Raw genomic sequence first — 24,914 nt, 5'->3', positions numbered from 1 at the left:
GGCCCGGGCGGGCAGCCCCGGCGCGGTGGCGGCGGCGAGCGCGGTGCCGGTGGCCGTCGCGAGCCCGGCGTGCAGGTCCACCGTCCGGCCGGCGTAGTTCTTCCGCTCCCACAGGACGGCACCGCCCGGCGGCCGGCTCCTCAGTGCCCCGTATGCGGCCCGTGTCACCCCTGCCGCCCCGAGCAGCGCCGAGATCCGCCCCCCAGCACCCTGCTGCCGGCCACCGCCACCATGTCACTCCCCTCGCCCGGCACCCTGCCGAGCTCAACTCCCGCCACCCTAGGGGCGAGAGCCTCGCGACCTGACGGGAGCCCTGCCTCCGCCCTCCGCCCTCACGTTTTCCCCGCCGCCCGTCCCCGTCATGGCGTTCCCGCCACCGAGTGCCCGTCAGTGCCCTTCACGGTTCTCCCACCGTCCGTCCCCGTTCAGGGCCTTCCCCACCGCCCCGTCCCCCTGCGTCGTTCCCCACCGTCCGTCCCCGTTCACGGCCTTCCCCCACAGCCCATTCCGCTGCACGGCTTTCCCACCACCCGTCCCCGTTGATGGCTTTCCTTGCCGCCCCCTGCAGGGCTCTCTCGCTACCCGCTCCTCTGCACGGCTCTCTCACCGCCCGCCCCCCGTTCACAGCTTTCCTCACCGCTCGCGCCGTTCACGGCTTTCCTTACCGCCCACCCCTGTTCATGGCTTTCCTCACTGCTCGCCCCGTTCACGGCCTGCCTCGCCGCTCGCCCCCTTAATGTTTTTCCCCGCCGCCCACCCCCCTTCGGGGGGTGGGCGGGTGTATGTGGGGCGGGTGAGCGGGGGGGGCGGGGTGGGCGTTGAGCGGACAGGCGGGACTACCTGGAGCGCGCGGCTCGATTTACGCGAAGCACGCGGCCCGTCTCACGCAGCGCGCGCGGCCCGTCTTATTCAGAGCCCACAGCCCACAGCCCGTAGCACGCGAAACACGCAGCTGTAGTACGCAGAGCACACGGCCGTAGCACGCAAAGCCCACGGCCCGTTGTACGTGAACCAGATCGCCGGGCGCACAGGGAGCAGGCAGGAGGCCACCACGACGGCCTCCCTCGGCTCTCAGCTGCCCGTACGCGCCGTCTCCAGCAGCTCTTCCGCGTGCGCGCGGGCCGTTTCGGAGTCCTCCTGGCCGGCCAGCATCCGGGAGAGTTCGCGGACCCGCTCCTCGCCCTCCAGGACCTTCACGCCGCTCCTGGTGACCGACCCGTCGTTCGTCTTGGCCACGAGCAGCTGCCGGTCCGCGAACGCCGCGACCTGCGGGAGGTGCGTGACGACCACGACCTGCGCCGACTTCGCGAGCCTGGCCAGCCGCCTGCCGACCTCGACGGCCGCCTTGCCGCCGACACCCGCGTCAACCTCGTCGAACAGGTAGGTCGGTACGGGGTCGGAGCCGGCGAAGACCACCTCGACGGCGAGCATCACCCGGGAGAGCTCACCTCCGGATGCCCCCTTGGCAATCGGCCGGGGCGGTGCGCCCGGGTGCGGAGCCAGCAGGAGCTCGACCTCGTCGGCACCGGCCGGCCCGTAGGCCACGGTGCGGCCGCCGACCTCGATGCCGTCGGCGTCCTCGGCGACCTCGGTCTGGCGGATCTCGACGGTCACGCGGGCGTGCGGCATGGCGAGTTCGGCGAGTTCGGCGGTGACCGCGTCGGCGAAACGCTTCGCCGACGCCGTGCGGGCGTCGGTCAGCGCCTGGGCCAGATCGCCCAGTTCGGCGCGCAGCGCGTCCCGCTCCGCCGTCAGCTCGCCGATCCGGTCGTCGTCGCCGTCCAGTTCGGTGAGCCGGGCGGCGCTCTCCTCGGCCCATGCCAGCACCGCGGCGATGTCGTGGCCGTACTTGCGGGTGAGGTGGTTCAGGGCCGCGCGGCGCTCCTCGACGGCGGCGAGCCGCAAGGGGTCGGCGTCCAGGCCGTCGGCGTAGCTGGCCAGCTCGCCCGCCACGTCGGCCATCAGGATGCCAATCTCGCCGAGCCGCTCGGCGAGCGCGGCAAGCTCCTGGTCGTGGCTGCGTACGGTCTCCAGCGCGCGATGTGCGCCGGCGACCAGGGTGGTGGCGTCGACGCCCTCGGGGTCCTCGGGGTTGCCGGCCAGCGCGGCGTGCGCGACGGTCGCGGCGGAGGCCAGCGCCTCGGCGTGGCCGAGCCGCTCGGCCTCGGCGGCGAGTTCGACGTCCTCACCGGCCTGCGGCTCGACCGCCGCGATCTCGTCCAGGCCGAAGCGCAGCAGATCGGCTTCCTGGGAGCGTTCGCGGGCCCGTGTGGTCAGCTCTTCCAGCTCGGTGGCGACGGCGCGCAGCCGGCGATGTGCGGCGGTGTATTTGGCGAGCGGCACGGCGACCGCGTCTCCGGCGTAGCGGTCCAGGGCCTGGCGCTGACGAGCCGGCCGCAGCAGGCCCTGCTGGTCGGTCTGGCCGTGTACGGCGACCAGGTCGTCGGCCAACTCCTGCAACAGGCCGACGGGGACGGAGCGGCCGCCCACATGGGCGCGCGAGCGGCCCTCGGCGGAGAGCGTGCGGCTGATCAGCAGCGCGCCGTCGTCCAGCTCCGCGCCGGCCTCCTCGGCCCGCAGCGCCGCGGGGGCTTGGGGGCCGACGCTGATCCTGCCCTCCACGACTGCCGACTTGGCGCCGATCCGCACCAGGGCGGGGTCGGCGCGCCCGCCGAGCAGCAGGCCGAGGCTGGTGACGACCATGGTCTTGCCCGCGCCCGTCTCGCCGGTCACCGCCGTGAAGCCCGGGGACAGCTCGACAACGGCGTCGTCAATGACGCCCAGGGACCGGATCCGCATCTCCTCCAACACGGATACGACCTTACGAGGTCCGAGGGCCGCCCCGCGACGGCCTCCCCTCACTCCTTCCTCCGGTCCTGCGGTTCTCCGGCCGCCGACCCTGCGGAAAACCCCACCAAAAGACGGGTGGATTCCTCATGGTGCGCGATCATGCCCGGCCGTCACGCTGATCACAGTTCGAAACGAAAGGTGTGCTCATGTCCAGCGGTTTGGCGCGTGCGGCGCTGCGTGGCCACCGGCCCGCATTCACGGGGACGGCGGTGGCGACGCTGTTCTCCGCGACCGTGGTCGGCGCGTCGATGACGATGCTCGTCACGACCGGCGCGGACGGCGTCCCGCCCGCCGCTCGGCGGGTGATGGCCGCCCACAACGTCGGCGACATGGCCGCCGTCCTCCTGCTCGGTTCGATCTATATGTCGATTTTTGTGGTCGCCTCGACGATGGGTACGGCCGTCGCCCAGCAGCATCGCGAATTCGCGACGCTGCGCGCGATCGGCGCCCGCCCCTGGCAGATCCGGCGGGCCACCGCCGCCCAGGCGGTGGCGGCCGCGATCCCGTCGGCGTTCGCCGGATGCGCGCTGGGCGCGGTGCTGGCGCGCTGGTGGTTCGACGGCATGGTCGACCACGGCCTCATTCCGCGCGAGGTTCCCTTCCGGTTCAGCTGGATCGTGCTGCCGGTGTGCCTGGCGGTGGTGGTGATCACGTCGGCGATCGCCGGGCTGCTCGCATCGAGCCGGTTCGCGGCGCTGCGTCCGGCGCGGGCGCTGGAGGAGGCGGCAGCGGGCCGCCGGAAGCTGGGCCTGCTGCGGCTGCCGCTCGGGCTCGCCGCGACGGCGGGTGGCGTGATCGTCTCCCGGCTGCTCGCCGACCAGCCGGCCGAGAAGGCGAGCCAGGGCGCGTTCCTGGTGCTGCTGCTGTTCTGCGTCGGTGTGGGGCTGCTGGGACCGCGCATCATCAGCCCGGCCGCCTGGCTGGTGTCCCGGCTGATCGGCCGGTTCGGCAGCGCGGCCGAGCTGGCGATGCAGAACGTCACAACGCAGTCCCGCCGGTTCTCCGCCGCCGTCGTCCCCCTGGTCCTGGTGGTGGCCTTCGGCACCACAAAGATCGCGATGCGCACCACCGCCCAGCACCGGACCGGTTCCGCCGGACCGGCCGGCGAGGTGTGGCTGGACTACATCGGTACGGGGCTGTACGCGGGCTTCGCCGCCATCGCCGCCGCCAACACCCTTGCCATGATCACCGCCGAGCGCCGCCGCGATATGGCGCTGCTGCGCCTGGTCGGCTCGCATCCGCGCCAGGTGCGGGCGATGGCGGCCTGGGAGGCGTCCGTCGTGGCCGGCACCGCCCTCGTTCTCGGTACGGCCATCGCACTGTTCACCCTCGCCCCGATGCTCCAGCAGGCGTTCGGTGACGCGCTGCCGTACGTGCCCTGGACGACGGCCGGCTCGATAGCCGGCGGCACCCTGCTGCTCGCACTGCTCGCGACCGGACTGCCCGTCCACATCAGCCTGCGCCGCCGCGCCGCGGAAACACTCGCCGCGGCCTGACCCACCACGAGGTACGCCCATGAACAACCCCGGATCCGGCCCGAACCACGGCCACCGCCGCCGTCGCGTGCCCCTGCTGCTCGCCGCGCTGACCGCCCTCACCGCCCTCACGGCCACCGCCGCCTGCACCGGCCCGGCCCGGGCGGCCCGCTCCGACACGGACGCCCGTACCGCCTCGAAAGACCCCACCACAGCCCGGCCCACCCACGCCTCGGGCGCCTCCCTGGAGGGCGTCTGGCGGATGGACGGCTACGGCACCCTGCTCACCATCAAGGGCCGCAGCCTGCGTACGTACGAGACCACCGCGATCAGCTGCCTGCCCGGCTCCACCACGGGCACCCGCGCCGGCGACCCCGATGCACACGACCGAAGCCGCTTCACCGTCCCGGACTCGGTCCCGATCACCGTGTCACCGACCGGCGCCGACCGCGCCCGGCTGACCATGGAGGACGCAGTCGGCCGGCGGACGCTCCACCGCATCGACGCCCTCCCCGACCGCTGCGCCAAGCATCCGCCGCGCGACCCCAGGGCGGTCTTCGACGTCTTCTGGCAGACCTACGCCGAGAACTACCCCTTCTTCCGGGCGAAGAAGATCGACTGGGCGGCGGTCCGCGACCGATACCGCCCTCGCATCACGGACCGGACCACCGACGACGAACTCTTCGCGGTGCTCCGCAAGATGATCGAGCCGCTGCACGATNCGACGAACTCTTCGCGGTGCTCCGCAAGATGATCGAGCCGCTGCACGATGCGCACACCCGGGTCGTCGCCGGACCCCGCCAGTGGTTCGCGGGCAGTCGTCCCGGCACCGTCCTGCCCACCCCGGAATCCACGGCCCGCATCGACAAGGCGATCACCGCGAATCTCGGCCCCGGTGTCACCTGGCGCACCTGGGCCCAGGGCAGGCTGGCCTACGCCGATCTCCCCGGCCGGATCGGCTACTTCCGTGTCACCCAGTTCTCCCGCTACACCAAGAAGGGTGACTACGCCGGCGATGTCGCCGAGCTCGACCGCGCCCTGAACTCCGTGTTCACCAAGGCGCGTACGCAGGGCCCGGCAGCCCTGCGCGGCCTCATCATCGACGTACGCCTCAACGGCGGAGGCGCGGACCCCCTCGGTCTGCGCATCGCCTCCCGGCTCACCGATCACCCGTATCTCGCCTACAGCAAGCAAGCGCGCAACAACCCGCAGGACCCGGGCAAGTTCACCACACCGCAGCCGATTCAGGTCCGCCCCCACCGGGGTCCGGTCTACACCGGCCCGATCGCGGTCCTCACCGGCCTGCTCACCTTCAGCGCGGGCGAGACCTTCACCCAGTCCCTGACAGGCCGCTCCCCCGCCCCCACCCGGATCGGCGAGAACACCCAGGGCGTCTTCTCCGACATCCTGGACCGCACCCTCCCGAACGGCTGGAGCTTCGGCCTGCCCAACGAGGAGTTCCTGACCGCCGACGGCCACACCTTCGACGGTGCCGGCATACCCCCCGCCGTCCCCACCCCGGTCTTCACCGACAAGGAACTCTCCACACGGCGCGACTCCGCCCTCACCCGCGCCAAGGAGCTCCTCGCGGACAGCACACACGGGACCGCAGGGGACGGCGGGTAAAGCCCCCGTCCGGGGGCGTGCCTAGTGCGGCGCGCCCCGCCACCCCGCCACCGGGAGGGCGAACTTGGCGACCAGACGGTCCGTGAAGGAGGCATGGTGCAGACGCGCAAGACGTACGGGTACGGCGCCGCGGCGGACCTCGACGCGGGCGCCGGCGGGAAGTTCGACGGTGCGGCGGCCGTCGCACCACAGCACGCCGTGCGGGGTCTTGGGCTGGACCTCGACCGCCAGTACGGAGTGCGGCGAGGTGACCAGCGGCTTGGCGAAGAGGGCGTGTGCGCTGATCGGGACCATCAGCAGAGCCTCGACCTCGGGCCAGACCACCGGGCCGCCGGCCGAGAAGGCGTACGCCGTCGAGCCGGTCGGGGTCGCACAGACCACCCCGTCGCCACCGAAGCGCGAGACGGGCCGGCCGTCGACCTCGGTCACCACCTCCAGCATCCGCTCCCGTGCGGCCTTCTCCACGGACGCCTCGTTGAGGGCCCAGTCGGTGTGCACGACGTTGCCGTTGTTGCGGACGAGGACGTCGAGCGTCATCCGCTCCTCGACCTCGTAGGCGCGGGTGACGACCCGGTCGACGACCTTGTCCAGGTCATCGCGTTCGGCCTCCGCGAGGAAGCCGACCCGGCCGAGGTTGACGCCGAGCATCGGCACCCCGGACGTCCTGGCGAAGTCCGCGCCACGCAGCAGCGTGCCGTCCCCGCCCAGGACCACCAGCAGTTCGCAGCCCTCGGCCGCGCACTGCTCCGACTCGACACGCTCGACCGACGGCGGCAGCGGCAGATCCGCGGCCTCCTCCGCCAGCACGCGCACCCCGATGCCGCTGCGCAGCAGCCCCTGGACGACGAGTTCGGCGCTGCGGATGGCCGCAGGGCGGCCGGTGTGTGCGAGCAGGAACACCGTCCGCCCGGCTCCGCTGTTCTCGTGTGCTGCGCTGCCTTCAACTGCCTGGGTTGTGGTCAACGAGGCCCCTCCGCCACTGCACGGTCGACATCCGCCGGGTCGAGTGCAGGCGCCCCGGCGCGCAGCCACAGAAAGTACTCGACATTCCCGGAAGGTCCAGGAAGCGGGCTCGCCACTACGCCAACTACGCCAAGTCCCAGTCCGGCCGCCCGGCTCGCGACGGCGCGCACCGCCTCGGCCCGCAGCTCCGCGCTGCGCACCACTCCGCCGCTGCCCAGCCGCTCCTTGCCGACCTCGAACTGCGGCTTGACCATCAGTACGAGGTCCGCGTCGGGCGCCGCACAGCCGACCAGCGCGGGCAGTACGAGCCCCAGCGGGATGAAGGAGAGATCGCCGACGATGAGATCGACCGGCTGCGAGTCGATCTGTTCGAGCGTCAACTCGCGTACGTTGGTGCGGTCCTTCACGGTGACCCGCTCGTCGCTCTGCAGCGACCAGGCGAGCTGTCCGTATCCGACATCGACGGCGACGACATGACCGGCGCCGGCCCGCAGCAGGACATCGGTGAAACCACCCGTCGAGGCGCCCGCGTCCAGCGCCCGACGGCCCTCGATCTTCAGACCGAGCGGGACGAATGCGGCGAACGCTCCGGCGAGCTTGTGACCGCCGCGCGAGACATAGTCGGGGTCGCTCTCGTCCTCGCGTACGACCACGGCCGCGCTGGTCTCCACCTGGGTGGCCGGCTTCGTCGCGGTCGCACCGCCGACGGTCACCCGGCCGGCAGCGATCAGCTGGCTCGCGTGCTCGCGCGAACGGGCCAGCTTGCGGCGCACCAGCTCCGCGTCGAGTCGGCGTCGTGCCACTCCTGCCACCTGTGGTTCAGCTCCTGTTGTCGTACGTCGTCGAGGAAGGGGCGGGCGGCCCCGGGTGCTGGTCGAGACCGGCCAGCACATCGCGCAGCCCACGATGCACATCCTCGTACACCCGCAGATGTCCGCTCGCGGGGAGGTGGTCGGCATCGGCGAGCCGCCGCAGCCCGGCATCCACCGCGGCCTCGCCGGTCGGCGTCACTCCCACCCCGAGCGACTGCGGCCCGTCGGCAGTGGTCGGGGCAGTCCCTACAGCCCCTACAGCCGCGCTGTCCTCGCGCGCCCCAGGCTGCACGGCTTCCCCAGGCTGCGCGGGCTCCCCCGGCACGGCCCCCGTGGGTGCCTCCGGCTCAGGGCCGGACATCGGCTCATCCATGCCCCCGACGCTACCTTGGCGAACGGGGTCAAGGACGAACGAGCCGCCCCCGACCTGGCGTATCGTCGGTCACGATGGCAACCCTCGACCAGTGCCGCGCCGCTCTCGACCGGCTGGCCCAGAACCTGTCTTCCGCGGACGGCAACGTCCGCAGCGCCGCCGCGCTCGACCGTTCGCTCAGCTGCCGCATCACGGACCTCGATGTGACGTTCCTCGGGAGGCTGGCCGACGGCACCATCGAGAACGTGACGAGCATCCCGGGCCCGCCCCCGCGAAAGGCCGAGATCCGCCTGTCCATGGTGGGCGACGACCTGGTCGCGCTGGTCGACGGACGGCTGAACTTCGCGATGGCCTGGGGCAGCGGTCGCGTCAAGCTGGAGGCCGGTCTGCGCGACCTGCTGCGCCTCAGGACGCTGCTGTAGTCGCTGCCGCCTCACTCTTCACAGCTTCACCGGCCCGGCCTCACCGGTCGCCGGCCCCCGCTTATCGGTCACCGGCCCCGGCCTCATCGGTCGCCACCCCCGGCTCATCGGTAGCAGCCCCCCTAAGCCCGGCCCCCCAGGTCCCGGCCCCCTCAGCCCCCGCCCCACCGATCACCCCCTCGGCGCCCCCGCCGCCACGGCCGCCGTCGTCTGCTCCGCCGCCGCCCGGCCGCCCCCGGAACCGCCGTTACGCGGCTTGCGCGCGGCCGGGACGACCAGCGGTGTGCCAGTCTCCGGGTCGTCGATCACCTGGCAACTGATCCCGAAGACCCGTTCCACCAGCTCCGCCGTGACGATGTCGGCCGGCGCGCCCTCGGCGATGATCGCGCCGTCCTTCATGGCGATGAGATGGGTCGCGTAACGGGCGGCGTGGTTGAGGTCGTGCAGCACCGCGACCAGCGTCCGCCCCTGCTCCTCGTGCAGCTCCGCGCACAGGTCCAGCACCTCGATCTGGTGCTGGATGTCCAGGTATGTCGTCGGCTCGTCGAGGAGGAACAGCGGTGTCTGCTGGGCGAGGGCCATCGCGATCCACACCCGCTGCCGCTGTCCGCCGGACAGCTCGTCGACGTAGCGGTCGGCCAGCTCGGCGACGCCGGTCGCCGCCATCGACTCCTGGACGATCCGCTCGTCGTCGGCCGACCACTGCCGCAGCAGCCCCTGGTGCGGATAGCGGCCGCGCGCCACCAGGTCCGCCACCGTGATCCCGTCCGGGGCGATTGAGGACTGCGGCAGCAGCCCGAGCGCCTTGGCGACCTTCTTCGCCGGGAGCGAGGAGATCGCGGAGCCGTCCAGCAGCACCGACCCCGCGGCCGGCTTGAGCATCCGCGAGAGCGCGCGCAGCAGCGTGGACTTACCGCAGGCGTTCGGGCCGACGATGACCGTGAAGGAGTGGTCGGGGATGGCGACCGAGAGGTTCTCGGCGATGACCCGCTGGTCGTAGGCGAGGGTGACATTCTCGGCCGTGAGACGGCTCACTTCTGAACTCCTGGGGTTGTCGTGTCGCTGCTTTTCCTCGGCAAACGCCGCCCTGCCGGCCGGCAAACACGGCCCGGTGGCCCGGCAGTCTCCGCCAGGTGGCCCGGCAATCGCCGCACTGTCGCCCGGAGAACACGGACCCGCGGCCCGGCAGACGCCACACCGCCGCTCACAACGCCACCACCACCGCCCCGCCCCTCACACCCGCTCATATCCGCCCCGCCTTACGCTCCGTAGCCAGCAGCCACAGCAGATACCCGCCGCCGAGGACACCGGTCAGTACGCCCACCGGCAGCTGGTCGGCGCCGAAGAGACGCTGCGAGGACCAGTCCGCGGCGACCAGCAGCACGGCCCCCATGAGGGCGGCCGGCAGCAGATTGGGGCCGGGCGAGCGGGTGAGCCGCCGGGCCAGCTGGGGTGCGGTGAGCGCCACGAAGGAGATCGGCCCGGCCGCCGCGGTGGCGGAGGCGACGAGCACGACCGCGGCCATCAAGGCGACCAGGCGGACCCGGTCGACCCGTACGCCCAGCGCGTACGCGGCGTCATCGCCCATCTCCAGCATCCGCAGCGGCCGCCCGTAGAGCAGCACCACCGGGACGAGTACGGCGCAGACGGCGGCCAGCGGCCAGACCTGGTCCCAGTCGCGGCCGTTGAGGGAGCCGGTCATCCAGGTGGTGGCCCGGGTCGCCTCGACGATGTTCGCCTTGGTCATGAGGTAGAGCACCATCGCGTAGAGCATGGCGCTCGCCCCGATGCCGACGAGCACGAAGCGGTAGCCGTGGATGCCGCGCTTCCAGGCGAGCAGGAAGATGGCAAGGCCCGTAACCACCCCGCCGACGACCGCGCCGACGGCGACCGCGAAGGTCCCGCCCTGGAAGTAGACAATGACGACCAGCGCGCCGACGGACGATCCCTGCGCGAAGCCGAGGACGTCCGGACTGCCCAGCGGGTTGCGGGAGACGGTCTGGAAGACCGCCCCGGCGATCCCGAAGGCGGCGCCGACCAGCAGCCCCACCAGCACCCGCGGCAGCCGCAGATCCTGCACGATGAACTGCTGGCCGGCATCGCCGCCACCGGTCAGCGTGGCCATCACCTCGCCCGGCGTCATCGGGTAGTCGCCGGAGCCGATCAGTGCGATGCCGGCGGCCAGCGCGACGGCCAGCAGCAGCAGTCCGACGAAGGTGGCGCGTGCGTCGAAACGCAGCGAGAGCCCGCCCTTGGTGCGCACGGCCGTGATCCGCCGGGCCGCCGTCACCCCCCGCCCACGCGCGCCCCCGGCCTTCGCATCCTTCCCGGTGCCTTCACCGGACTTCACACCGGCGCCCTTACCGGACTTCACCCCGGCGTCCTTACCGGACATCGCACCGGCGTCCTTGCCGGACTTCACGGTCGCGCTCACAGCTGGGCCATCCTCCGACGCCGTACGAGATAGATGAAGACCGGGCCGCCGACCACGGCCGTGACGATGCCGACCTGCAGCTCGCCGGGCCGCGCCACGACCCGTCCGAGGACGTCCGCGCCGAGCAGCAGCACCGGCGAGAGCACCGCGGAGTACGGCAGGATCCAGCGCATGTCGGGCCCGGTGATGGCCCGTACGACATGCGGAACCATCAGGCCGACATAGACGATCGGGCCACAGACGGCGGTTGCCCCGCCGCACAGCAGGGTGACGGCGAGCATCGCCAGCACCCGGGTGCGGGTCAGCCGGGCGCCCAGCGCCCGCGCCTGGTCGTCGCCGAGCGCAATGGCGTTCAGCGGGCGGGCGATCAGCAGCGCGAGAACACCGCCGACCGCCAGGAACGGCGCGATATGGGTGACCGTCGGCATGGTGGCGGAGGCCAGCGAACCCACCGTCCAGAAGCGCATCTTGTCCAGCGCGGCGGTGTCCATCAGGTTCACGGCGTTGATGTAGCCGACGAGGACGGCGGTCAGTGCGGTGCCGGCCAGGGCGAGCCGTACGGGTGTGGCACTGCGGGTGCCGCCGAGGACGTACACCGCGACGGAGACCACCGCGGCGCCGGCGAACGCGAACCACACATAGCCGGTCAGCGAGGTGACGCCGAAGAAGCTGATGGCGGAGACGACCGCGGCCGAGGCGCCGGCGTTGATGCCGAGAACTCCGGGGTCGGCCAGGGGATTTCGGGTCAGCGCCTGCATGACCGTGCCGGCCAGGCCGAGGGCGGCGCCGACGATCAGACCGAGCAGGGTGCGCGGGAAGCGGACATCGCGGACGACCACGCCGCTGTCGGAGCCGGAGTAGTGGAACACCCCGTGCCACACCTGGTCGAGCGGGATCTGTTTGGCGCCGACGGCGATACCCAGGACGGCGATGACGGCCAGGACGGCCACGGAGGCGACCAGCCCCGCGGAGCGCATGACATGCCGCCGCCGGGGTGTCACGGGAGCCGGGGCCGTTGTTGCTTCGGGGGGACTGTCAACCAACACGCTAGTTAGGTTAGCCTACCCTCACATTCGACTTGCAGGCCCTCCCAGAGAGAAGCGCAGCCACCATGAGCACCTCCCGAAGCGTAACTCTGTCCCGTCGCGGCATCCTGGCCGCGGGCGGCGCCGTCGGCATCGGCGCACTGCTCGCCGCATGCGGCGGGGACAAGGGCTCGGGGAGCGCCAACAGCGGTGCCGGGGGCGGCTCCTGGTCCTTCACCGACGACCGCAAGCAGAAGGTCTCCCTCAAGAGCACCCCGCAGCGCATCGTCGCCTTCACCGGCACCGCGGCCGCGCTGCACGACTTCGGCATCGACGACCAGGTCGTCGGCGTCTTCGGCCCCACCAAGCTCAAGAACGGCAAGCCCGACCCGCAGGCCGGTGACGTAGACGTCGACAAGGTCACCATCATCGGCAACGCCTACAACCAGTTCAACGTCGAGAAGTACGCCGCCCTCCGCCCCGATCTGCTGGTCACCAACATGTACGAGCCGGACGCGCTGTGGTTCGTACCGGACGACAGCAAGGACAAGATCACCCCGCTGGCGAAGACCGTCGCCATCACCTCGGCCCGGGTCCCGCTCGTAAAGATCATCGAGCGCTACGCCGACCTCGCGAAGTCGCTCGGCGCCGACCTCCGGGCCAAGAAGGTCACCGACGCCAAGGCCCGCTTCGAGAAGGCCTCCGCGACGCTGCGCAAGGCCGCCAAGTCCCACCCGGTCAAGGTGCTCGCCTGCTCCGGCAGCGCCGACCTCTTCTACGCCTCCAACCCGGGCATCAACGCCGACCTCATGTACTACAAGTCCCTCGGCGTCGATCTGATCGTGCCCGACCACCTGGACAAGGGCGGCTACTTCGAGAGCCTGAGCTGGGAGAACGCCGACAAGTACAAGGCGGACGTGCTTCTGCTGGACAACCGGACCGCCACCCTCCAGCCCAAGGACCTGGCCGCCAAGCCCTCCTGGGCCAAGCTGCCCGCCGTCAAGGCCGGCCAGATCACCCCGTGGTCGAGCGAGCCGCGCTTCTCCTACGCGGGCGCCGCCCCGCTCATCGAGTCGCTCGCCAAGGCCATCGAGAGCGCCAAGAAGGTCAACTGACGTACGGCCGCGGCGGACCGCTGCCCGCGGGCCGAAGCGGTCCACCGCGGCCTCACCCACCCCCACCACCGTCCCGGGAGGTTCCCCGCATGACCACGACCGCCGCCCCCGCCACCGCGCCGTTCCGCTTCTTCGATGTGCACGTCGTACGCTCCCGGCGGCTGAGCCCCTCCATGGTGCGCATCACCTTCGGCGGCGAACGGCTGGCCGAGCTGGCATCCGGCGGTCGTGACCAGCGCTTCAAGCTCTTCCTCCCGCAACCCCACCAGGACCGGCCGGTCTTCGACGACACCGGCGACGGCTGGTACCCCGCCTGGCGGCGCAGGATCCGGCCGAGCGCGCGGTGATGCGCTCGTACACGATCCGCGAACAGCGCCCTGAACCAGAGGAGTTCGATGTCGACTTCGCGCTGCACGGCGCGGAGACGGCAGCCGCCACCGCCGGCGGCCCCGCCTCCCGCTGGGCCGCCCGCGCCCGGCCCGGCGACCGGCTGACCGTCCTCGCCCCGGCCGTCGAGGACAACGGCGGCGTCGACTTCCGGCCGCCGGCCGGCACCGACTGGATCCTGATCACCGGCGACGAGACGGCGCTGCCCGCGATCGCCGGCATCCTGTCCTGGCTGTCCCCCGGTACCCGGGCCAAGGTGTGGATCGAGGTCGCGCACGAGGACGACCGGCAGCAGCTGCCGACCTTCGCCGACGCCGATATCACCTGGATCGTCCGGGACGAGGCGGCCGCCGCACACCGTGAGTCGGTGCTCGACGCCCTGCGCGCCGCCGAGCTGCCCGAGGGCACACCGTACGCCTGGGTCGCCGGCGAGGCCGGGACCGTCAAGGCGGTGCGCAGGCATCTGGTCCGCGAGCGCGGAATCGACCGCAGGGCCGTCAAGTTCACCGGCTACTGGCGCCGCGGCGCCACCGAGGAGGACCTGATCGCGGAGCTGACGGCCGGCACGGCCGCGTCCGAGGAGGACTGAGCCCGCGCCATGGGGGCACCAACGGGCGCCGGCGGGGCCCCGGCCCTCACATCCCGATCCGCTCCAACGCCTTCCCCGCGTCCGCCCCGCAACTGCCGTCCCCCGCAGCCGTCCAGGCCGCCGCGCACAGCGCCCGCAGCCCGTCCAGCGGCGTACCCTCGCCCTCCACGACGAGCGCGTCGCCGGCCGCCTCGGCCCGCCAGCCGCCGCAGCGGAAGCCGCCGTCGTCCGCGGTCACCTCCGGCTGCGGCGCCAGCAGCCCGCGCAGATCCGCGTCCACATACGCCGGACGGTGCTGCGGCGGGGCGGCCAGCAGCTCGGCGGGGGTGGTGACGCCGGTGAGCACCAGCAGCGAGTCCACCTCGCCGTTGTAGGCGCCCTCGATGTCGGTGTCGAGCCGGTCCCCGATCACCAGCGGCCGCCGGGCGCCGGTGCGCAGCACGGTCTCCCGGTGCATCGGCGGCTGCGGCTTGCCCGCCACCTGTGGCGTCCCGCCCGCGGCGATCCGGACGACCTCCACCAACGCGCCGTTGCCGGGGGCGATCCCGCGCTCCTTGGGGATCGTCAGATCGGTGTTGGACGCGAACCACGGCACCCCGCGCTGCACCGCGTACGCGGCCTCCGCCAGCCGCTCCCAGTCCAGCGTCGGGTCGTAGCCCTGCACCACGGCCGCCGGATCGTCGTCCGCGGAGAAAACGGGCTCCAGACCGCGCTCGCGCAGCGCCACCAGCAGTCCCTCGCCGCCGATGGCCAGCACCCGCGCGCCCGCCGGCACCTGCTCGGAGATCAGCCGCGCCACCGCCTGTGCCGAGGTGATCACATCGCCGGCGCCGGTCGGCAGCCCGAAACCGGTCAGCTGGTCGGCGACCGCCTGCGGGGTGCGGGCAGCGTTATTGGTCACATATGCGAGGTGCATACCGCCGTTCCGCGCACTCGTCAGTGAGTCCACGGCATGGGCGATGGCCTGTCCGCCGGCGTAGACCACCCCGTCCAGATCCAGCAGCGCCGTGTCGTACGCCTCACTCAGCGCGCGCCGGCACCCGTCGGGTTGCCTGCGAACCTGCTCGTTCATGCCGTCTCGCTCCTCGCTCCCATGTGTCGTACGAAGGGCCGCGCCGCGTACCGCGGAGGCGTGCTCCGCGCGCCGCCGCCGCTCGCCGTTCTCCGCACCGCGCATACCGATATTTCCAGCCACGTTCGGGCTGTCCCCCGATCTTCCCTCATCGGGCCGGCGGCATAGCATTCTTCAATGACCAGTACCGACGGCCTCCGCCTCCTCCCGTTCCGCGGACTGCGCTACGCCCCGGAACGGGTCAGCAGCCTCACCGCCGTGACCTCTCCGCCGTACGACGTGGTGGTCCGGCCGGACGGCGTGCGCCACTTGGAGATCGCCGATCCGTACAACATCGTCCGGCTGATCCTCCCGCACGCCGCGGACCCCACCACCCGCCACCGCCAGGCCGCCGACACCCTGCGCCACTGGCGCGCCGAGGGCGTTCTGACGCAGGACCCCGAGCCCGCGCTGTACGTCTACGAGCAGCGCTCCGGCCAGGTGCTGCAGCGCGGGCTGATCGGCGCGCTGCGCCTGGACGGTCCGGTGCTGCCGCACGAGGGCGTCATTCCCGAGGTGGTCGAGGACCGGGTCGCGCTGATGCGCGCGGCGGCCGCGAACTTCGAGCCGCTGCTGCTCTCCTACCGCGGTGAGGGCACCGCGACCGGCGCCACCGCGGTCATCGAGCGCGTGGTCGAGGGCGCTCCGCTGCTCGCCACCACCACGGAGGACGGTTTCGCGCACCGCCTGTGGGCGGTCACCGACCCCGCCGATCTCGCGGCCATCGACGCCGATCTCACCCGCCGGCAGGCCCTGATCGCCGACGGCCACCACCGCTGGGCGACCTACCAGCGGCTGTACGAGCAGCAGCCCGGCGCCACCGCCGCCTCACCCTGGGCGTCCGGTCTGGTGCTGCTGGTCGACACCGCCCGCTATCCGCTCCAGGTCCGCGCGATCCACCGCGTACTGCCGCATCTGCCGCCGGCCAAGGCGCTGGCGGACGTGGCCGGCGCCTTCCGCGCCCGTACGCTCCCGGGCGAGCTGTCCGCCGCCCTGGAGGCCCTGGAGGAGACGCCCGGTACCGCCTTCGTCCTCGCCGGCGGGCCGGACTCCTTCCACCTCCTGGACCGTCCCGATCCCGAGCTGCTGGACCGTACGATCCGCCGGGACCGGCCCGAGCTCTGGCGGCAGCTGGACGCCACCGTGCTGCACTCCGTGCTGCTCGACGAGGTCTGGCACATCCCCGACCATCCGTCCGACATCAGCTATCTGCATCACACGCAGGCCGCCGTCGAGCAGGCGGCCCGGCACGGCGGCACGGCCGTTCTGATGCGCGCCACGTCCGAGGAGACGGTCCGTCAACTCGCCCAGTGCGGTGTGACGATGCCGCGCAAGTCCACCTCCTTCGGGCCCAAGCCCGCCACCGGTCTCGTTCTGCGCACCCTGGACGACGCCGGCAACTGAATCCACCCGGGCCGGCCCGCGCCACGGCACCCCGAACCCGCCCGGCGACTTAGTTAGGTTAGGCTTACCTCACTACGTCGCCGGGCGGGTCTTCCCTGCCCCTGCGCACCTCTCACCCTGCGCGGGACGTGGTCAAGTCCGCACCAGGGAGGACATCTTCATGAGTCTCCTCGCGCACTCCGCCGAGGACCCGGCCGACAGCCGGACATACCTGCTCAACAACGGTACGGCCCACCGCTACCACCGCGCGGTCACCGAGAGCGTCACACGGATCAGCGCCAAAATCGCCGGCACCGCCCGCCCGTTCACCGGCATCACCGTCGACGGCCTCGCCCCCACGGTCGACGGCGTCGACCTCGACGCACCGCTGCACGACGCGGCCGCCGCGCTCGACGAACTCGAAGAGGTCTACCTCCGCGACGCCGTCTACTTCCACCACCCGCGCTACCTCGCGCACCTCAACTGCCCCGTGGTGATCCCCGCCCTCGTCGGCGAGGCCGTGCTCTCCGCCGTCAACTCCTCCCTGGACACCTGGGACCAGAGCGCCGGCGGCACGCTCATCGAGCGCCGGCTGATCGACTGGACCGCCCGGCGGATCGGCCTCGGTGGGCTGGCCGACGGCATCTTCACCAGCGGCGGCAGCCAGTCCAACCTCCAGGCCATGCTGCTCGCCCGCGACGAGGCCTGCCGCCGGGAGCTGACCCGCGACGGCACTTCCCCCAAGTTCTCGGTTCGGCTCGAACAGGGGGGACCCCTATCCGGCGCCCGCCTCACCGACGTACTGCCCCGGCTGCGCATCCTCACCTCCGAGTGCAGCCACTTCAGCATCCGCAAGTCCGCCACCCTGCTCGGCATGGGCGCGGAGGCCGTCATCACCGTCCCCAGCGACGGGAACAAGCGGATGCGCACCGACGAGCTGGCCGCCGAACTGGCGCGCTGCCACCGCGACGGCCTGATACCCATGGCCGTCGTCGCCACCGCCGGCACCACCGACTTCGGCTCCATCGACCCGCTCCCCGAGATCGCCGACCTGTGCGCCCGCCACGGCGCCTGGATGCATGTCGACGCCGCCTACGGCTGCGGACTGCTGGTATCCCGCCGCCGCGAACTGCTCTCCGGCATCGAGCGCGCCGACTCGGTGACCGTCGACTACCACAAGTCCTTCTTCCAGCCGGTCAGTTCGAGCGCCATCCTGGTCCGCGACCGCTCAACCCTTCGACACGTCACCTACCACGCGGACTACCTCAACCCGCGTCGGATGGCCGAAAAGCGCATCCCCAACCAGGTCGACAAGTCGATCCAGACCACCCGACGCTTCGACGCGCTCAAGCTCTGGCTCACCCTGCGCATCATGGGCGCACCGGCCGTCGGCGAACTCTTCGACGAGGTCATCGACCGCGCCGCGGACGCCTGGAAACTCCTCCATGACGACCCCCGCTTCGATGTCGTCGTCGAGCCGCAGCTGAGCACCCTGGTCTTCCGCTACGTGCCCGGCGCCGACCGGGACCCCGAGATCGGCGACCGGGTCAATCTGCACGCCCGGGACGCCCTGTTCGCCTCCGGCGACGCGATCGTCGCGGGCACCGTCGTCGACGGCCGCCACTACCTCAAGTTCACCCTGCTCAACCCGGAGACCACGCTGGAGGACATCGCCACCGTCCTCGACCTGATTGCTGAGCACGCCGGCGCCTTCCTCGCCGAGCAACCGCAGCCGGCACTCAGCGCGCGCTGACCCTCCTCACCGCAGATCCCCCATCGGAGACCGTGTGTCCGCCCCTTACGACTTCATCGCCATCGGCCTCGGCCCCTTCAACCTGGGCCTGGCCTGCCTGACCGAGCCGATCGACGGACTCGACGGCCTGTTCCTGGACAACAAGGCGTCCTTCGACTGGCACCCCGGCATGATGCTGGACAGCAGCCACCTCCAGGTGCCGTTCATGGCCGACCTGGTCACCCTCGCCGACCCCACCTCCCCCTTCTCGTTCCTGAACTACCTCAAGGAATCCGGGCGGCTCTACCCGTTCTACATCCGCGAGAGCTTCTATCCGCTGCGCGCCGAGTTCAACGACTACTGCCGCTGGGCGGCCGGCAAACTCGACTCCATCCGCTTCGCCCACCAGGTCACCACCGTCGAGTACGACGAGCGCGAAGAGCTGTACGTCGTCCACGCCGAGCACCTCCCCACCGGCGAACGCATCGCCCACCGCGCCCGCAAACTCGTCCTGGGCACCGGCACCCCGCCGCACATCCCCGACGCCTGCCAGGGCCTGGGCGGCGATCTGCTGCACAACGCCGACTACCTCGACGCCAAGGCCGCCCTCCAGGCCAAGGACAGCATCACCCTGATCGGCAGCGGCCAGAGCGCGGCCGAGATCTACCACGACCTCCTCCAGGACATCGACAGCCATGGCTACCACCTGACCTGGGCCACCCGCTCCGCCCGCTTCTTCCCCCTCGAATACACCAAGCTCACGCTGGAGATGACCTCACCGGAGTACGTGGACTACTTCCACGCACTCCCCCAGACCACCCGCGACCGGCTCAACGCCTCGCACAAAAACCTCTACAAGGGCATCGACTCCGAGCTGATCAACGACATCTTCGACCTGCTCTACCAGAAGAACCTCGCCGGCCCGGTCCCCACCCGGCTCCTGACCAACACCGCGCTGAACGGGGCGAGTTACGACGAGACCTCCGGCACCTACACCCTCGGCCTGCGCCAGGAGGAACAGGGCACGGACTTCTCCCTCGACACCCAGGGCCTGATCCTCGCCACCGGCTACCGCTACCGCGTACCGGACTTCCTCGCCCCGGTCCACGACCGCATCGCCTGGGACGACGCCGGCCGCTACGACGTGGCGCGCAACTACAGCATCGACACCACCGGCCACGGCATCTTTGTGCAGAACGCCGAGCTGCACACCCATGGCTTCGTCACCCCCGACCTCGGCATGGCCGCATACCGCAACTCGTGCATCATCCGCGAGCTGCTCGGCCGCGAGTACTACCCGGTCGAAAAGGCCATCGCCTTCCAGGAATTCGCCGCCCCGGCCGGCCCGCACCACCCCATGGAGATCCCCGCATGACCCCGCTCTTCACCCGCACCGACGCCGCACTCGGGGAGTTCGCACTACGCCCGGTCGACCCGTCCGCCGACGCCGAGCTGCTGCACCGCTGGGTCACCCACCCCAAAGCCGCCTTCTGGCTGATGCAGGACTGCGACCTCGCCGCCGTCGAGAAGGAATTCGCGCGGATGGCCGCCGACCCCTTCCACGACGCCTTCCTCGGCCTGCACAACGGCACCCCGGCCTTCCTCATGGAGCGCTACGACCCCGCCCACCGCGAACTGGTCGGCATCCACGCCGCCGAACCCGGCGACATCGGCATGCACTTCCTCACGGCCCCCACCGCCACTCCCCTGCACGGCTTCACCCTCGCCGTGATCACCACCGTCATGGAGATGCTCTTCGCCGACCCGGCCACCCACCGCGTCGTCGTCGAACCCGACGCCCGCAACACCGCCGTCCACACCCTCAACAAGGCCGTCGGCTTCGAGATCGTCCGCACCGTCTCGCTGCCCTCCAAAGACGCCTACCTCAGCACCTGCACCCGCGACCGGTTCCTGGCCACCCGAGGAGACCACCGATGACCGCCGGCACCCGGCCGACCGCCCAGGACGCCGTCGCCCACCTCACCCCCGGCCTGTGGGCCCGCGCCAACCGCCTCCTGATCCGCAAGAGCCTCGCCGAGTTCGCCCATGAACGGCTGCTCACCCCCAAGCGCCTGCCCCAGGACGGCCACTACGCCATACGCAGCGACGACGGCAGCACCGAATACCGCTTCGCCGCCCACAGACAGGCCCTGGACCACTGGCAGGTCGACGCCGAAAGCATCACCCGCCACCGCGACCACACCGAACTCCCCCTGGATGCCCTGGAGTTCTTCATCGAACTCCGCGAGACCCTGGGCCTCGGCGCGGAGATCCTCCCGGTCTACCTGGAGGAGATCAGCTCCACGCTCTCCGGCACCGCCTACAAACTCGCCGCCGACCGGCCCGGCGCCGCCGAGCTCGCGAAGTCCGGCTTCCAGGCCGTCGAGACCGGCATGACCGAGGGCCACCCCTGCTTCGTCGCCAACAACGGCCGCCTCGGCTTCGGCATCCACGAGTACCACGCCTACGCCCCGGAGACCGCGAACCCCCTCCAGCTGATCTGGCTCGCCGCCCACCGCGACCACGCCACCTTCACCGCCGGCGCCGACCTCGACTACGACACCCTGATCCGCGACGAACTCGGCGAGGAGACCCGCACCCGCTTCACCGCCACCCTCACCACCCTCGGCCTCGACCCCGCCGACTACTACTTCTTCCCCACCCACCCCTGGCAGTGGTGGAACAAACTCTCCGTCACCTTCGCCGCCGAAGTCGCCCAGCAGCGCCTGGTGTGCCTGGGCCCCGGCGACGACGACTACCTCGCCCAGCAGTCCATCCGTACCTTCTTCAACACCACCAGCCCCACCAAGCACTACGTCAAAACGGCGCTCTCCGTCCTCAACATGGGCTTTATGCGCGGCCTGTCCGCGTCCTACATGGAGGCCACCCCGGCCATCAACGACTGGCTGGCCCGCCTCATCGCCGCCGATGACACCTTCCGGGCCGCCCGCTTCTCGATCATCCGCGAGCGCGCCGCCATCGGCTACCACCACCGCCAGTACGAGGCCGCCACCGCCAAGGGCTCCCCGTATCTGAAAATGCTCGCCGCCCTGTGGCGCGAAAGCCCCGTCCCCAACCTCGAACCGGGCCAGCGCCTGGCCACCATGGCGTCCCTCCTCCACGTCGACAATGACGGCGGCTCCTTCGCCGGCGCCCTCATCGAGGAGTCCGGCCTGGAACCCGCCGTCTGGCTCCGCCGCTACCTCGACGCGTACCTGACGCCCGTCCTCCACGCCTTCTACGCCTACGACCTGGTCTTCATGCCGCACGGCGAGAACGCCATCCTGGTCATCGAGGACGGCGCCGTGGCCCGGGTGATCTTCAAGGACATCGCGGAAGAGATCGCCGTCTTGGACCCCGACGCGGTGCTGCCGCCGGCCGTCGAGCGCATCCGCGCCGACGTCCCCGAGGACAAGAAGCTCCTCTCCGTCTTCACCGACGTCTTCGACTGCTTCTTCCGCTTCCTGGGCGGCACCCTCGCCGACCGCGGCATCCTCGACGAGGACACCTTCTGGCGCACGGTCGCCGCCTGCGTCACCGACTACCAGGCGTCCGTCCCCCACCTCGCCGACAAGTTCGCGCAGTACGACATGTTCACCGACGAGTTCGCGCTCTCCTGCCTCAACCGCCTCCAGCTGCGCAACAACCAGCAGATGGTCGACCTCCAGGACCCCGCGGGCGCCCTCCAGCTCATCGGCACCCTCCGCAACCCCATCGCCCCCTACGCGCCGACCCCCTGACGTACCTCCCCACCAACGCCGAAGGGCGGGACCCCATTCGGGATCCCGCCCTTCGCCTTCCGCTCACCCGGCCTCAGCCCGGCTCAGACCAGCTCAGCCCTTCTCGGACCGCTCCTCAGATTCCGCACCGGCGTCATCGGGCTCGTCGCCCTCCGCCACCTCGTCGGACTCCTCCAGCACATCGGTGAACTCGACACCGTCCAGCTCCGCCAGCCGGTCCGAGGCATCCGTGGTGCCGCCCTGGTCGGCCTCCAGCGCCCTGGCGAACCAGTCACGCGCCTCGTCCTCACGCCCGACCGCCAGCAGCGCATCCGCGTACGCGTACCGCAGCCGCGCCGTCCACGGGTGCACGGCGCTCGACGCGAGCTCCGGGCTCTGCAGCGTGACCACCGCCGCCTCCGCCTGCCCCATGTCCCGACGGGCACCGGCGGCGACCAGCCGCATCTCGACCTGCCCGGCCCGGTCCAGCTTCTGCACCTCGGGCTCGCCGGCCATCGCCATCGCCTTCTCCGGCCGGCCGAGACCGCGCTCGCAGTCCGCCATGACGGGCCACAGCTCCACGCTGCCGGTCATCCGCCGCGCCGCCCGGAACTCCGCCAGCGCCTCGCTGTACTTGCCGACCGCGTACGCCGCGAAGCCCGCGGCCTCACGCACCGCCGCCACCCTGGACGCCAGCCGCAGCGCCACCCGCGAGTACCCGTACGCCTGCTCCGGGTCCTCGTCCAGCAGCTTCGCCACCATCACCAGGTTCTTGGCGACATCCTCGGCAAGCGTCTTCGGCAGGCTCAGCAGCTCCTGCCGCACATCCTTGTCGATCTCGTCACCGGTGACGTCCTCCGGGATCGGCAGCCGCTTGATCGGCTCCCGCTCCCGGTCCCGCCGGTCGTCCCGACGGTCATCGCGCCCCCGGCCACCGCCGTACGGCCGACGCCCCCCACGCTCGTCATCCCGCCGGAACCCACCCCGGTCATCCCGCCGCGGCCCACGATCGTCCCGCCGGAACCCACCGCGCTCACCGCCGCGGTCGCCGCCCCGATCATCGCGACGGAATCCACCACGGTCGCCGCCGCGGTCGTCACGACGGAACCCACCGCGGTCGCCACCAGAGGGGCGGTCATCGCGACGGAACCCACCACGGTCACCACCAGAGGGACGCTCGTCACGACGGAACCCACCGCGGTCGCCACCAGAGGGGCGGTCATCGCGACGGAACCCACCACGGTCACCACCAGAGGGACGCTCGTCACGACGGAACCCACCACGGTCGCCGCCCCGATCATCACGGCGATCGTCACGGCGGTCATCCCTACGGAACCCACCGCGGTCGCCACCAGAGGGACGATCGTCACGACGGAACCCACCACGGTCGCCGCCCCGATCATCACGGCGGTCGTCCCGCCGGTCGTCACGACGGAACCCACCACGGTCACCACCGGAGGGGCGGTCATCGCGACGGAACCCACCGCGGTCGCCACCAGAGGGACGATCGTCACGACGGAACCCACCACGGTCGCCGCCCCGATCATCACGGCGGTCGTCCCGCCGGTCGTCACGACGGAACCCACCACGGTCACCACCGGAGGGACGGTCATCGCGACGGAATCCACCGCGGTCGCCACCAGAGGGACGGTCATCGCGACGGAACCCACCACGGTCACCACCGGAAGGACGATCGTCCCTACGGAACCCGCCACGGTCACGGTCGCCACCGGAGGGGCGGTCATCGCGACGGAACCCACCGCGGTCGCCACCAGAGGGACGATCGTCACGACGGAACCCACCACGGTCACCACCAGAGGGGCGGTCATCGCGACGGAACCCACCGCGGTCGCCACCAGAGGGACGATCGTCACGACGGAACCCACCACGGTCACGGTCGCCACCGGTCGGACGGTCGTCACGACGGAACGCCGGACGGTCCCCACCGCGCTCATCGCGCCGGAATCCGCCACCCCGCTCATCATCGCGACGCGGTCCACGCGGACGCTCATCCCGCCGGTCGCCGCCACGGAATCCACCACGGTCACCACCGGAGGGACGGTCATCGCGACGGAACCCACCACGGTCACCACCAGAGGGGCGGTCATCGCGACGGAACCCACCACGGTCACCACCAGAGGGACGCTCGTCACGACGGAACCCACCACGGTCACGGTCGCCACCAGAGGGGCGGTCATCGCGACGGAACCCACCACGGTCACCACCAGAGGGACGCTCGTCACGACGGAACCCACCACGGTCACGGTCGCCACCAGAGGGGCGGTCATCGCGACGGAACCCACCGCGGTCGCCACCGGAGGGACGATCATCACGACGGAACCCACCGCGGTCACCGCCACGGCTGTCGCCACGGGCGTCGCCTCGCGACCCCCGGTCGTCACGCCGGAAACCACCGCGGTCACCGTCGTCGCGCCGCTGCGGCCGGCGCTCCGAACGATCGTCGGAAGAGTTGGTGGACATCGACGTGACTCCTGTCTTCGGTACTACATTCATTCTCACGCACCGACCACTTCGGCGCGCTTCGGCAAAACAAAAAGGACCCTTGGCCCCAGCATGAACGCTGGGACCAAGGGTCCTGAAAGATTGTTCGGCGGCGTCCTACTCTCCCACAGGGTCCCCCCTGCAGTACCATCGGCGCGGAAAGGCTTAGCTTCCGGGTTCGGAATGTAACCGGGCGTTTCCCTAACGCTATGACCACCGAAACCCTATCGGGTTCTAGCGAACAAGCACACTTTTTAGTTAAGAGTGAAACTTGGTTCAACCAGCGATTGCGACTGTTCGCAACCCGGGAACCACACAGTGGACGCGAGCAACTGAGGACAAGCCCTCGGCCTATTAGTACCAGTCAACTCCACACCTTACGGCGCTTCCATATCT

The 24,914-nt window shown here is 71.2% G+C and carries 18 protein-coding genes, 1 rRNA gene and 2 pseudogenes; 11 read left to right on the top strand and 10 right to left on the bottom strand.

Annotation, left to right across the window (positions count from 1 at the left end):
• Nucleotides 1-1,071: 1,071 nt before the first annotated feature.
• Nucleotides 1,072-2,799 carry a DNA repair protein RecN gene (recN, locus tag DY245_RS06675; protein ID WP_128504522.1) on the bottom strand — a complete coding sequence of 576 codons (1,728 nt, stop codon included), beginning with the start codon at nucleotides 2,797-2,799 and terminating at the stop codon, nucleotides 1,072-1,074.
• A 197-nt stretch (nucleotides 2,800-2,996) separates the two neighbouring features.
• Between recN and DY245_RS06670 the strand changes: the two genes are divergently transcribed.
• From DY245_RS06670 to DY245_RS45910, 3 genes and pseudogenes are all read left to right on the top strand, one after another.
• Complete coding sequence (locus tag DY245_RS06670) at nucleotides 2,997-4,346, top strand: ABC transporter permease (protein WP_128504514.1); 1,350 nt, start codon at nucleotides 2,997-2,999, stop codon at nucleotides 4,344-4,346.
• Nucleotides 4,347-4,365: 19 nt separating this feature from the next.
• Nucleotides 4,366-5,046, top strand: a pseudogene (locus DY245_RS47805) (S41 family peptidase); the annotation flags it as partial.
• 29 nt (nucleotides 5,047-5,075) lie between these two features.
• Nucleotides 5,076-5,951, top strand: coding sequence for a S41 family peptidase (locus DY245_RS45910; RefSeq protein WP_244942874.1), 876 nt, complete (start codon nucleotides 5,076-5,078; stop codon nucleotides 5,949-5,951).
• A gap of 21 nt (nucleotides 5,952-5,972) precedes the next feature.
• Here the strand turns inward: DY245_RS45910 and DY245_RS06660 are convergent, their stop codons facing one another.
• Genes DY245_RS06660 through DY245_RS06650 form a run of 3 tightly spaced genes read right to left on the bottom strand, consistent with a single transcriptional unit; the run spans nucleotide 5,973 to nucleotide 8,099 of the window.
• Nucleotides 5,973-6,914, bottom strand: coding sequence for an NAD kinase (locus DY245_RS06660; RefSeq protein ID WP_244942873.1), 942 nt, complete (start codon nucleotides 6,912-6,914; stop codon nucleotides 5,973-5,975).
• The gene (locus tag DY245_RS06655; protein WP_128504512.1) at nucleotides 6,911-7,726 is read right to left on the bottom strand and encodes a TlyA family RNA methyltransferase; all 816 of its coding nucleotides are present in this window, start codon (nucleotides 7,724-7,726) and stop codon (nucleotides 6,911-6,913) included. Before DY245_RS06655 ends, DY245_RS06660 begins: the two co-directional genes overlap by 4 nt.
• Before the next feature lie 7 nt (nucleotides 7,727-7,733).
• Nucleotides 7,734-8,099: a hypothetical protein gene (locus DY245_RS06650; protein WP_128504510.1), complete on the bottom strand. Its 366-nt coding sequence runs from the start codon at nucleotides 8,097-8,099 to the stop codon at nucleotides 7,734-7,736.
• A gap of 74 nt (nucleotides 8,100-8,173) precedes the next feature.
• On the opposite strand from DY245_RS06650, the gene DY245_RS06645 reads away from it, so the two are divergent.
• Nucleotides 8,174-8,521, top strand: coding sequence for a sterol-binding protein (locus tag DY245_RS06645; RefSeq protein WP_128504508.1), 348 nt, complete (start codon nucleotides 8,174-8,176; stop codon nucleotides 8,519-8,521).
• A gap of 171 nt (nucleotides 8,522-8,692) precedes the next feature.
• Here DY245_RS06645 and DY245_RS06640 read toward each other — a convergent pair whose 3' ends face one another.
• The 3 genes from DY245_RS06640 to DY245_RS06630 all read right to left on the bottom strand — a co-directional run bounded on the left by DY245_RS06640 (nucleotide 8,693) and on the right by DY245_RS06630 (nucleotide 11,932).
• Nucleotides 8,693-9,556, bottom strand: a complete 864-nt coding sequence (locus DY245_RS06640) for an ABC transporter ATP-binding protein (protein ID WP_128504506.1) — start codon at nucleotides 9,554-9,556, stop codon at nucleotides 8,693-8,695.
• 208 nt (nucleotides 9,557-9,764) lie between these two features.
• On the bottom strand, nucleotides 9,765-10,916 hold the full coding sequence (locus DY245_RS06635; protein WP_128504518.1) for a FecCD family ABC transporter permease: 1,152 nt from the start codon (nucleotides 10,914-10,916) through the stop codon (nucleotides 9,765-9,767).
• 35 nt (nucleotides 10,917-10,951) lie between these two features.
• On the bottom strand, nucleotides 10,952-11,932 hold the full coding sequence (locus DY245_RS06630; RefSeq protein WP_244942872.1) for a FecCD family ABC transporter permease: 981 nt from the start codon (nucleotides 11,930-11,932) through the stop codon (nucleotides 10,952-10,954).
• Nucleotides 11,933-12,066: 134 nt separating this feature from the next.
• On the opposite strand from DY245_RS06630, the gene DY245_RS06625 reads away from it, so the two are divergent.
• On the top strand, nucleotides 12,067-13,095 hold the full coding sequence (locus DY245_RS06625) for an ABC transporter substrate-binding protein (RefSeq protein WP_128504504.1): 1,029 nt from the start codon (nucleotides 12,067-12,069) through the stop codon (nucleotides 13,093-13,095).
• An 89-nt stretch (nucleotides 13,096-13,184) separates the two neighbouring features.
• A pseudogene (locus DY245_RS06620) lies at nucleotides 13,185-14,071 on the top strand (siderophore-interacting protein).
• Between the two features lie 46 nt (nucleotides 14,072-14,117).
• Here DY245_RS06620 and DY245_RS06615 read toward each other — a convergent pair.
• Nucleotides 14,118-15,143, bottom strand: coding sequence for an HAD-IIA family hydrolase (locus DY245_RS06615; protein WP_128504502.1), 1,026 nt, complete (start codon nucleotides 15,141-15,143; stop codon nucleotides 14,118-14,120).
• A 177-nt stretch (nucleotides 15,144-15,320) separates the two neighbouring features.
• Here DY245_RS06615 and DY245_RS06610 point away from each other — a divergent pair, with 177 nt between their 5' ends.
• The 5 genes from DY245_RS06610 (at nucleotide 15,321) to DY245_RS06590 (ending at nucleotide 22,037) form a co-directional block, all read left to right on the top strand.
• The gene (locus DY245_RS06610) at nucleotides 15,321-16,586 is read left to right on the top strand and encodes a DUF1015 family protein (RefSeq protein ID WP_128504500.1); all 1,266 of its coding nucleotides are present in this window, start codon (nucleotides 15,321-15,323) and stop codon (nucleotides 16,584-16,586) included.
• Between the two features lie 160 nt (nucleotides 16,587-16,746).
• Nucleotides 16,747-18,318 (top strand): pyridoxal phosphate-dependent decarboxylase family protein, encoded by a 1,572-nt coding sequence (locus DY245_RS06605; protein ID WP_128504498.1) that lies wholly within the window; start codon nucleotides 16,747-16,749, stop codon nucleotides 18,316-18,318.
• A 34-nt stretch (nucleotides 18,319-18,352) separates the two neighbouring features.
• Nucleotides 18,353-19,672, top strand: coding sequence for a lysine N(6)-hydroxylase/L-ornithine N(5)-oxygenase family protein (locus tag DY245_RS06600; protein WP_128504496.1), 1,320 nt, complete (start codon nucleotides 18,353-18,355; stop codon nucleotides 19,670-19,672).
• Nucleotides 19,669-20,235, top strand: coding sequence for a GNAT family N-acetyltransferase (locus DY245_RS06595; RefSeq protein WP_128504494.1), 567 nt, complete (start codon nucleotides 19,669-19,671; stop codon nucleotides 20,233-20,235). Before DY245_RS06600 ends, DY245_RS06595 begins: the two co-directional genes overlap by 4 nt.
• Complete coding sequence (locus DY245_RS06590; RefSeq protein ID WP_128504492.1) at nucleotides 20,232-22,037, top strand: IucA/IucC family protein; 1,806 nt, start codon at nucleotides 20,232-20,234, stop codon at nucleotides 22,035-22,037. Before DY245_RS06595 ends, DY245_RS06590 begins: the two co-directional genes overlap by 4 nt.
• Before the next feature lie 93 nt (nucleotides 22,038-22,130).
• Here the strand turns inward: DY245_RS06590 and DY245_RS48640 are convergent, their stop codons facing one another.
• Both DY245_RS48640 and rrf read right to left on the bottom strand, forming a co-directional pair.
• Nucleotides 22,131-24,530, bottom strand: coding sequence for a tetratricopeptide repeat protein (locus DY245_RS48640; RefSeq protein ID WP_483409810.1), 2,400 nt, complete (start codon nucleotides 24,528-24,530; stop codon nucleotides 22,131-22,133).
• Between the two features lie 92 nt (nucleotides 24,531-24,622).
• A 5S ribosomal RNA gene (rrf, locus tag DY245_RS06580) occupies nucleotides 24,623-24,739 on the bottom strand.
• Nucleotides 24,740-24,914 lie beyond the last annotated feature (175 nt).

It is taken from the genome of Streptomyces inhibens (assembly GCF_003389455.1).
GTDB lineage: Bacteria > Actinomycetota > Actinomycetes > Streptomycetales > Streptomycetaceae > Streptomyces > Streptomyces inhibens.
The sequence above is the reverse complement of the archived record's forward strand: the minus strand, read 5'-3'. Positions and strand labels throughout refer to the sequence as shown.

Bases quoted from the DNA above. Each gene is read 5' to 3' on its own strand.
- recN (WP_128504522.1), bottom strand. From the start codon at position 2,799: ATGCGGATCCGGTCCCTGGGCGTCATTGACGACGCCGTTGTCGAGCTG.
- DY245_RS06670 (WP_128504514.1), top strand. From the start codon at position 2,997: ATGTCCAGCGGTTTGGCGCGTGCGGCGCTGCGTGGCCACCGGCCCGCA.
- DY245_RS45910 (WP_244942874.1), top strand. From the start codon at position 5,076: ATGATCGAGCCGCTGCACGATGCGCACACCCGGGTCGTCGCCGGACCC.
- DY245_RS06650 (WP_128504510.1), bottom strand. From the start codon at position 8,099: ATGGATGAGCCGATGTCCGGCCCTGAGCCGGAGGCACCCACGGGGGCC.
- DY245_RS06645 (WP_128504508.1), top strand. From the start codon at position 8,174: ATGGCAACCCTCGACCAGTGCCGCGCCGCTCTCGACCGGCTGGCCCAG.
- DY245_RS06635 (WP_128504518.1), bottom strand. From the start codon at position 10,916: ATGTCCGGTAAGGACGCCGGGGTGAAGTCCGGTAAGGGCGCCGGTGTG.
- DY245_RS06630 (WP_244942872.1), bottom strand. From the start codon at position 11,932: ATGCGCTCCGCGGGGCTGGTCGCCTCCGTGGCCGTCCTGGCCGTCATC.
- DY245_RS06625 (WP_128504504.1), top strand. From the start codon at position 12,067: ATGAGCACCTCCCGAAGCGTAACTCTGTCCCGTCGCGGCATCCTGGCC.
- DY245_RS06615 (WP_128504502.1), bottom strand. From the start codon at position 15,143: ATGAACGAGCAGGTTCGCAGGCAACCCGACGGGTGCCGGCGCGCGCTG.
- DY245_RS06610 (WP_128504500.1), top strand. From the start codon at position 15,321: ATGACCAGTACCGACGGCCTCCGCCTCCTCCCGTTCCGCGGACTGCGC.
- DY245_RS06605 (WP_128504498.1), top strand. From the start codon at position 16,747: ATGAGTCTCCTCGCGCACTCCGCCGAGGACCCGGCCGACAGCCGGACA.
- DY245_RS06595 (WP_128504494.1), top strand. From the start codon at position 19,669: ATGACCCCGCTCTTCACCCGCACCGACGCCGCACTCGGGGAGTTCGCA.
- DY245_RS06590 (WP_128504492.1), top strand. From the start codon at position 20,232: ATGACCGCCGGCACCCGGCCGACCGCCCAGGACGCCGTCGCCCACCTC.
- DY245_RS48640 (WP_483409810.1), bottom strand. From the start codon at position 24,530: ATGAATGTAGTACCGAAGACAGGAGTCACGTCGATGTCCACCAACTCT.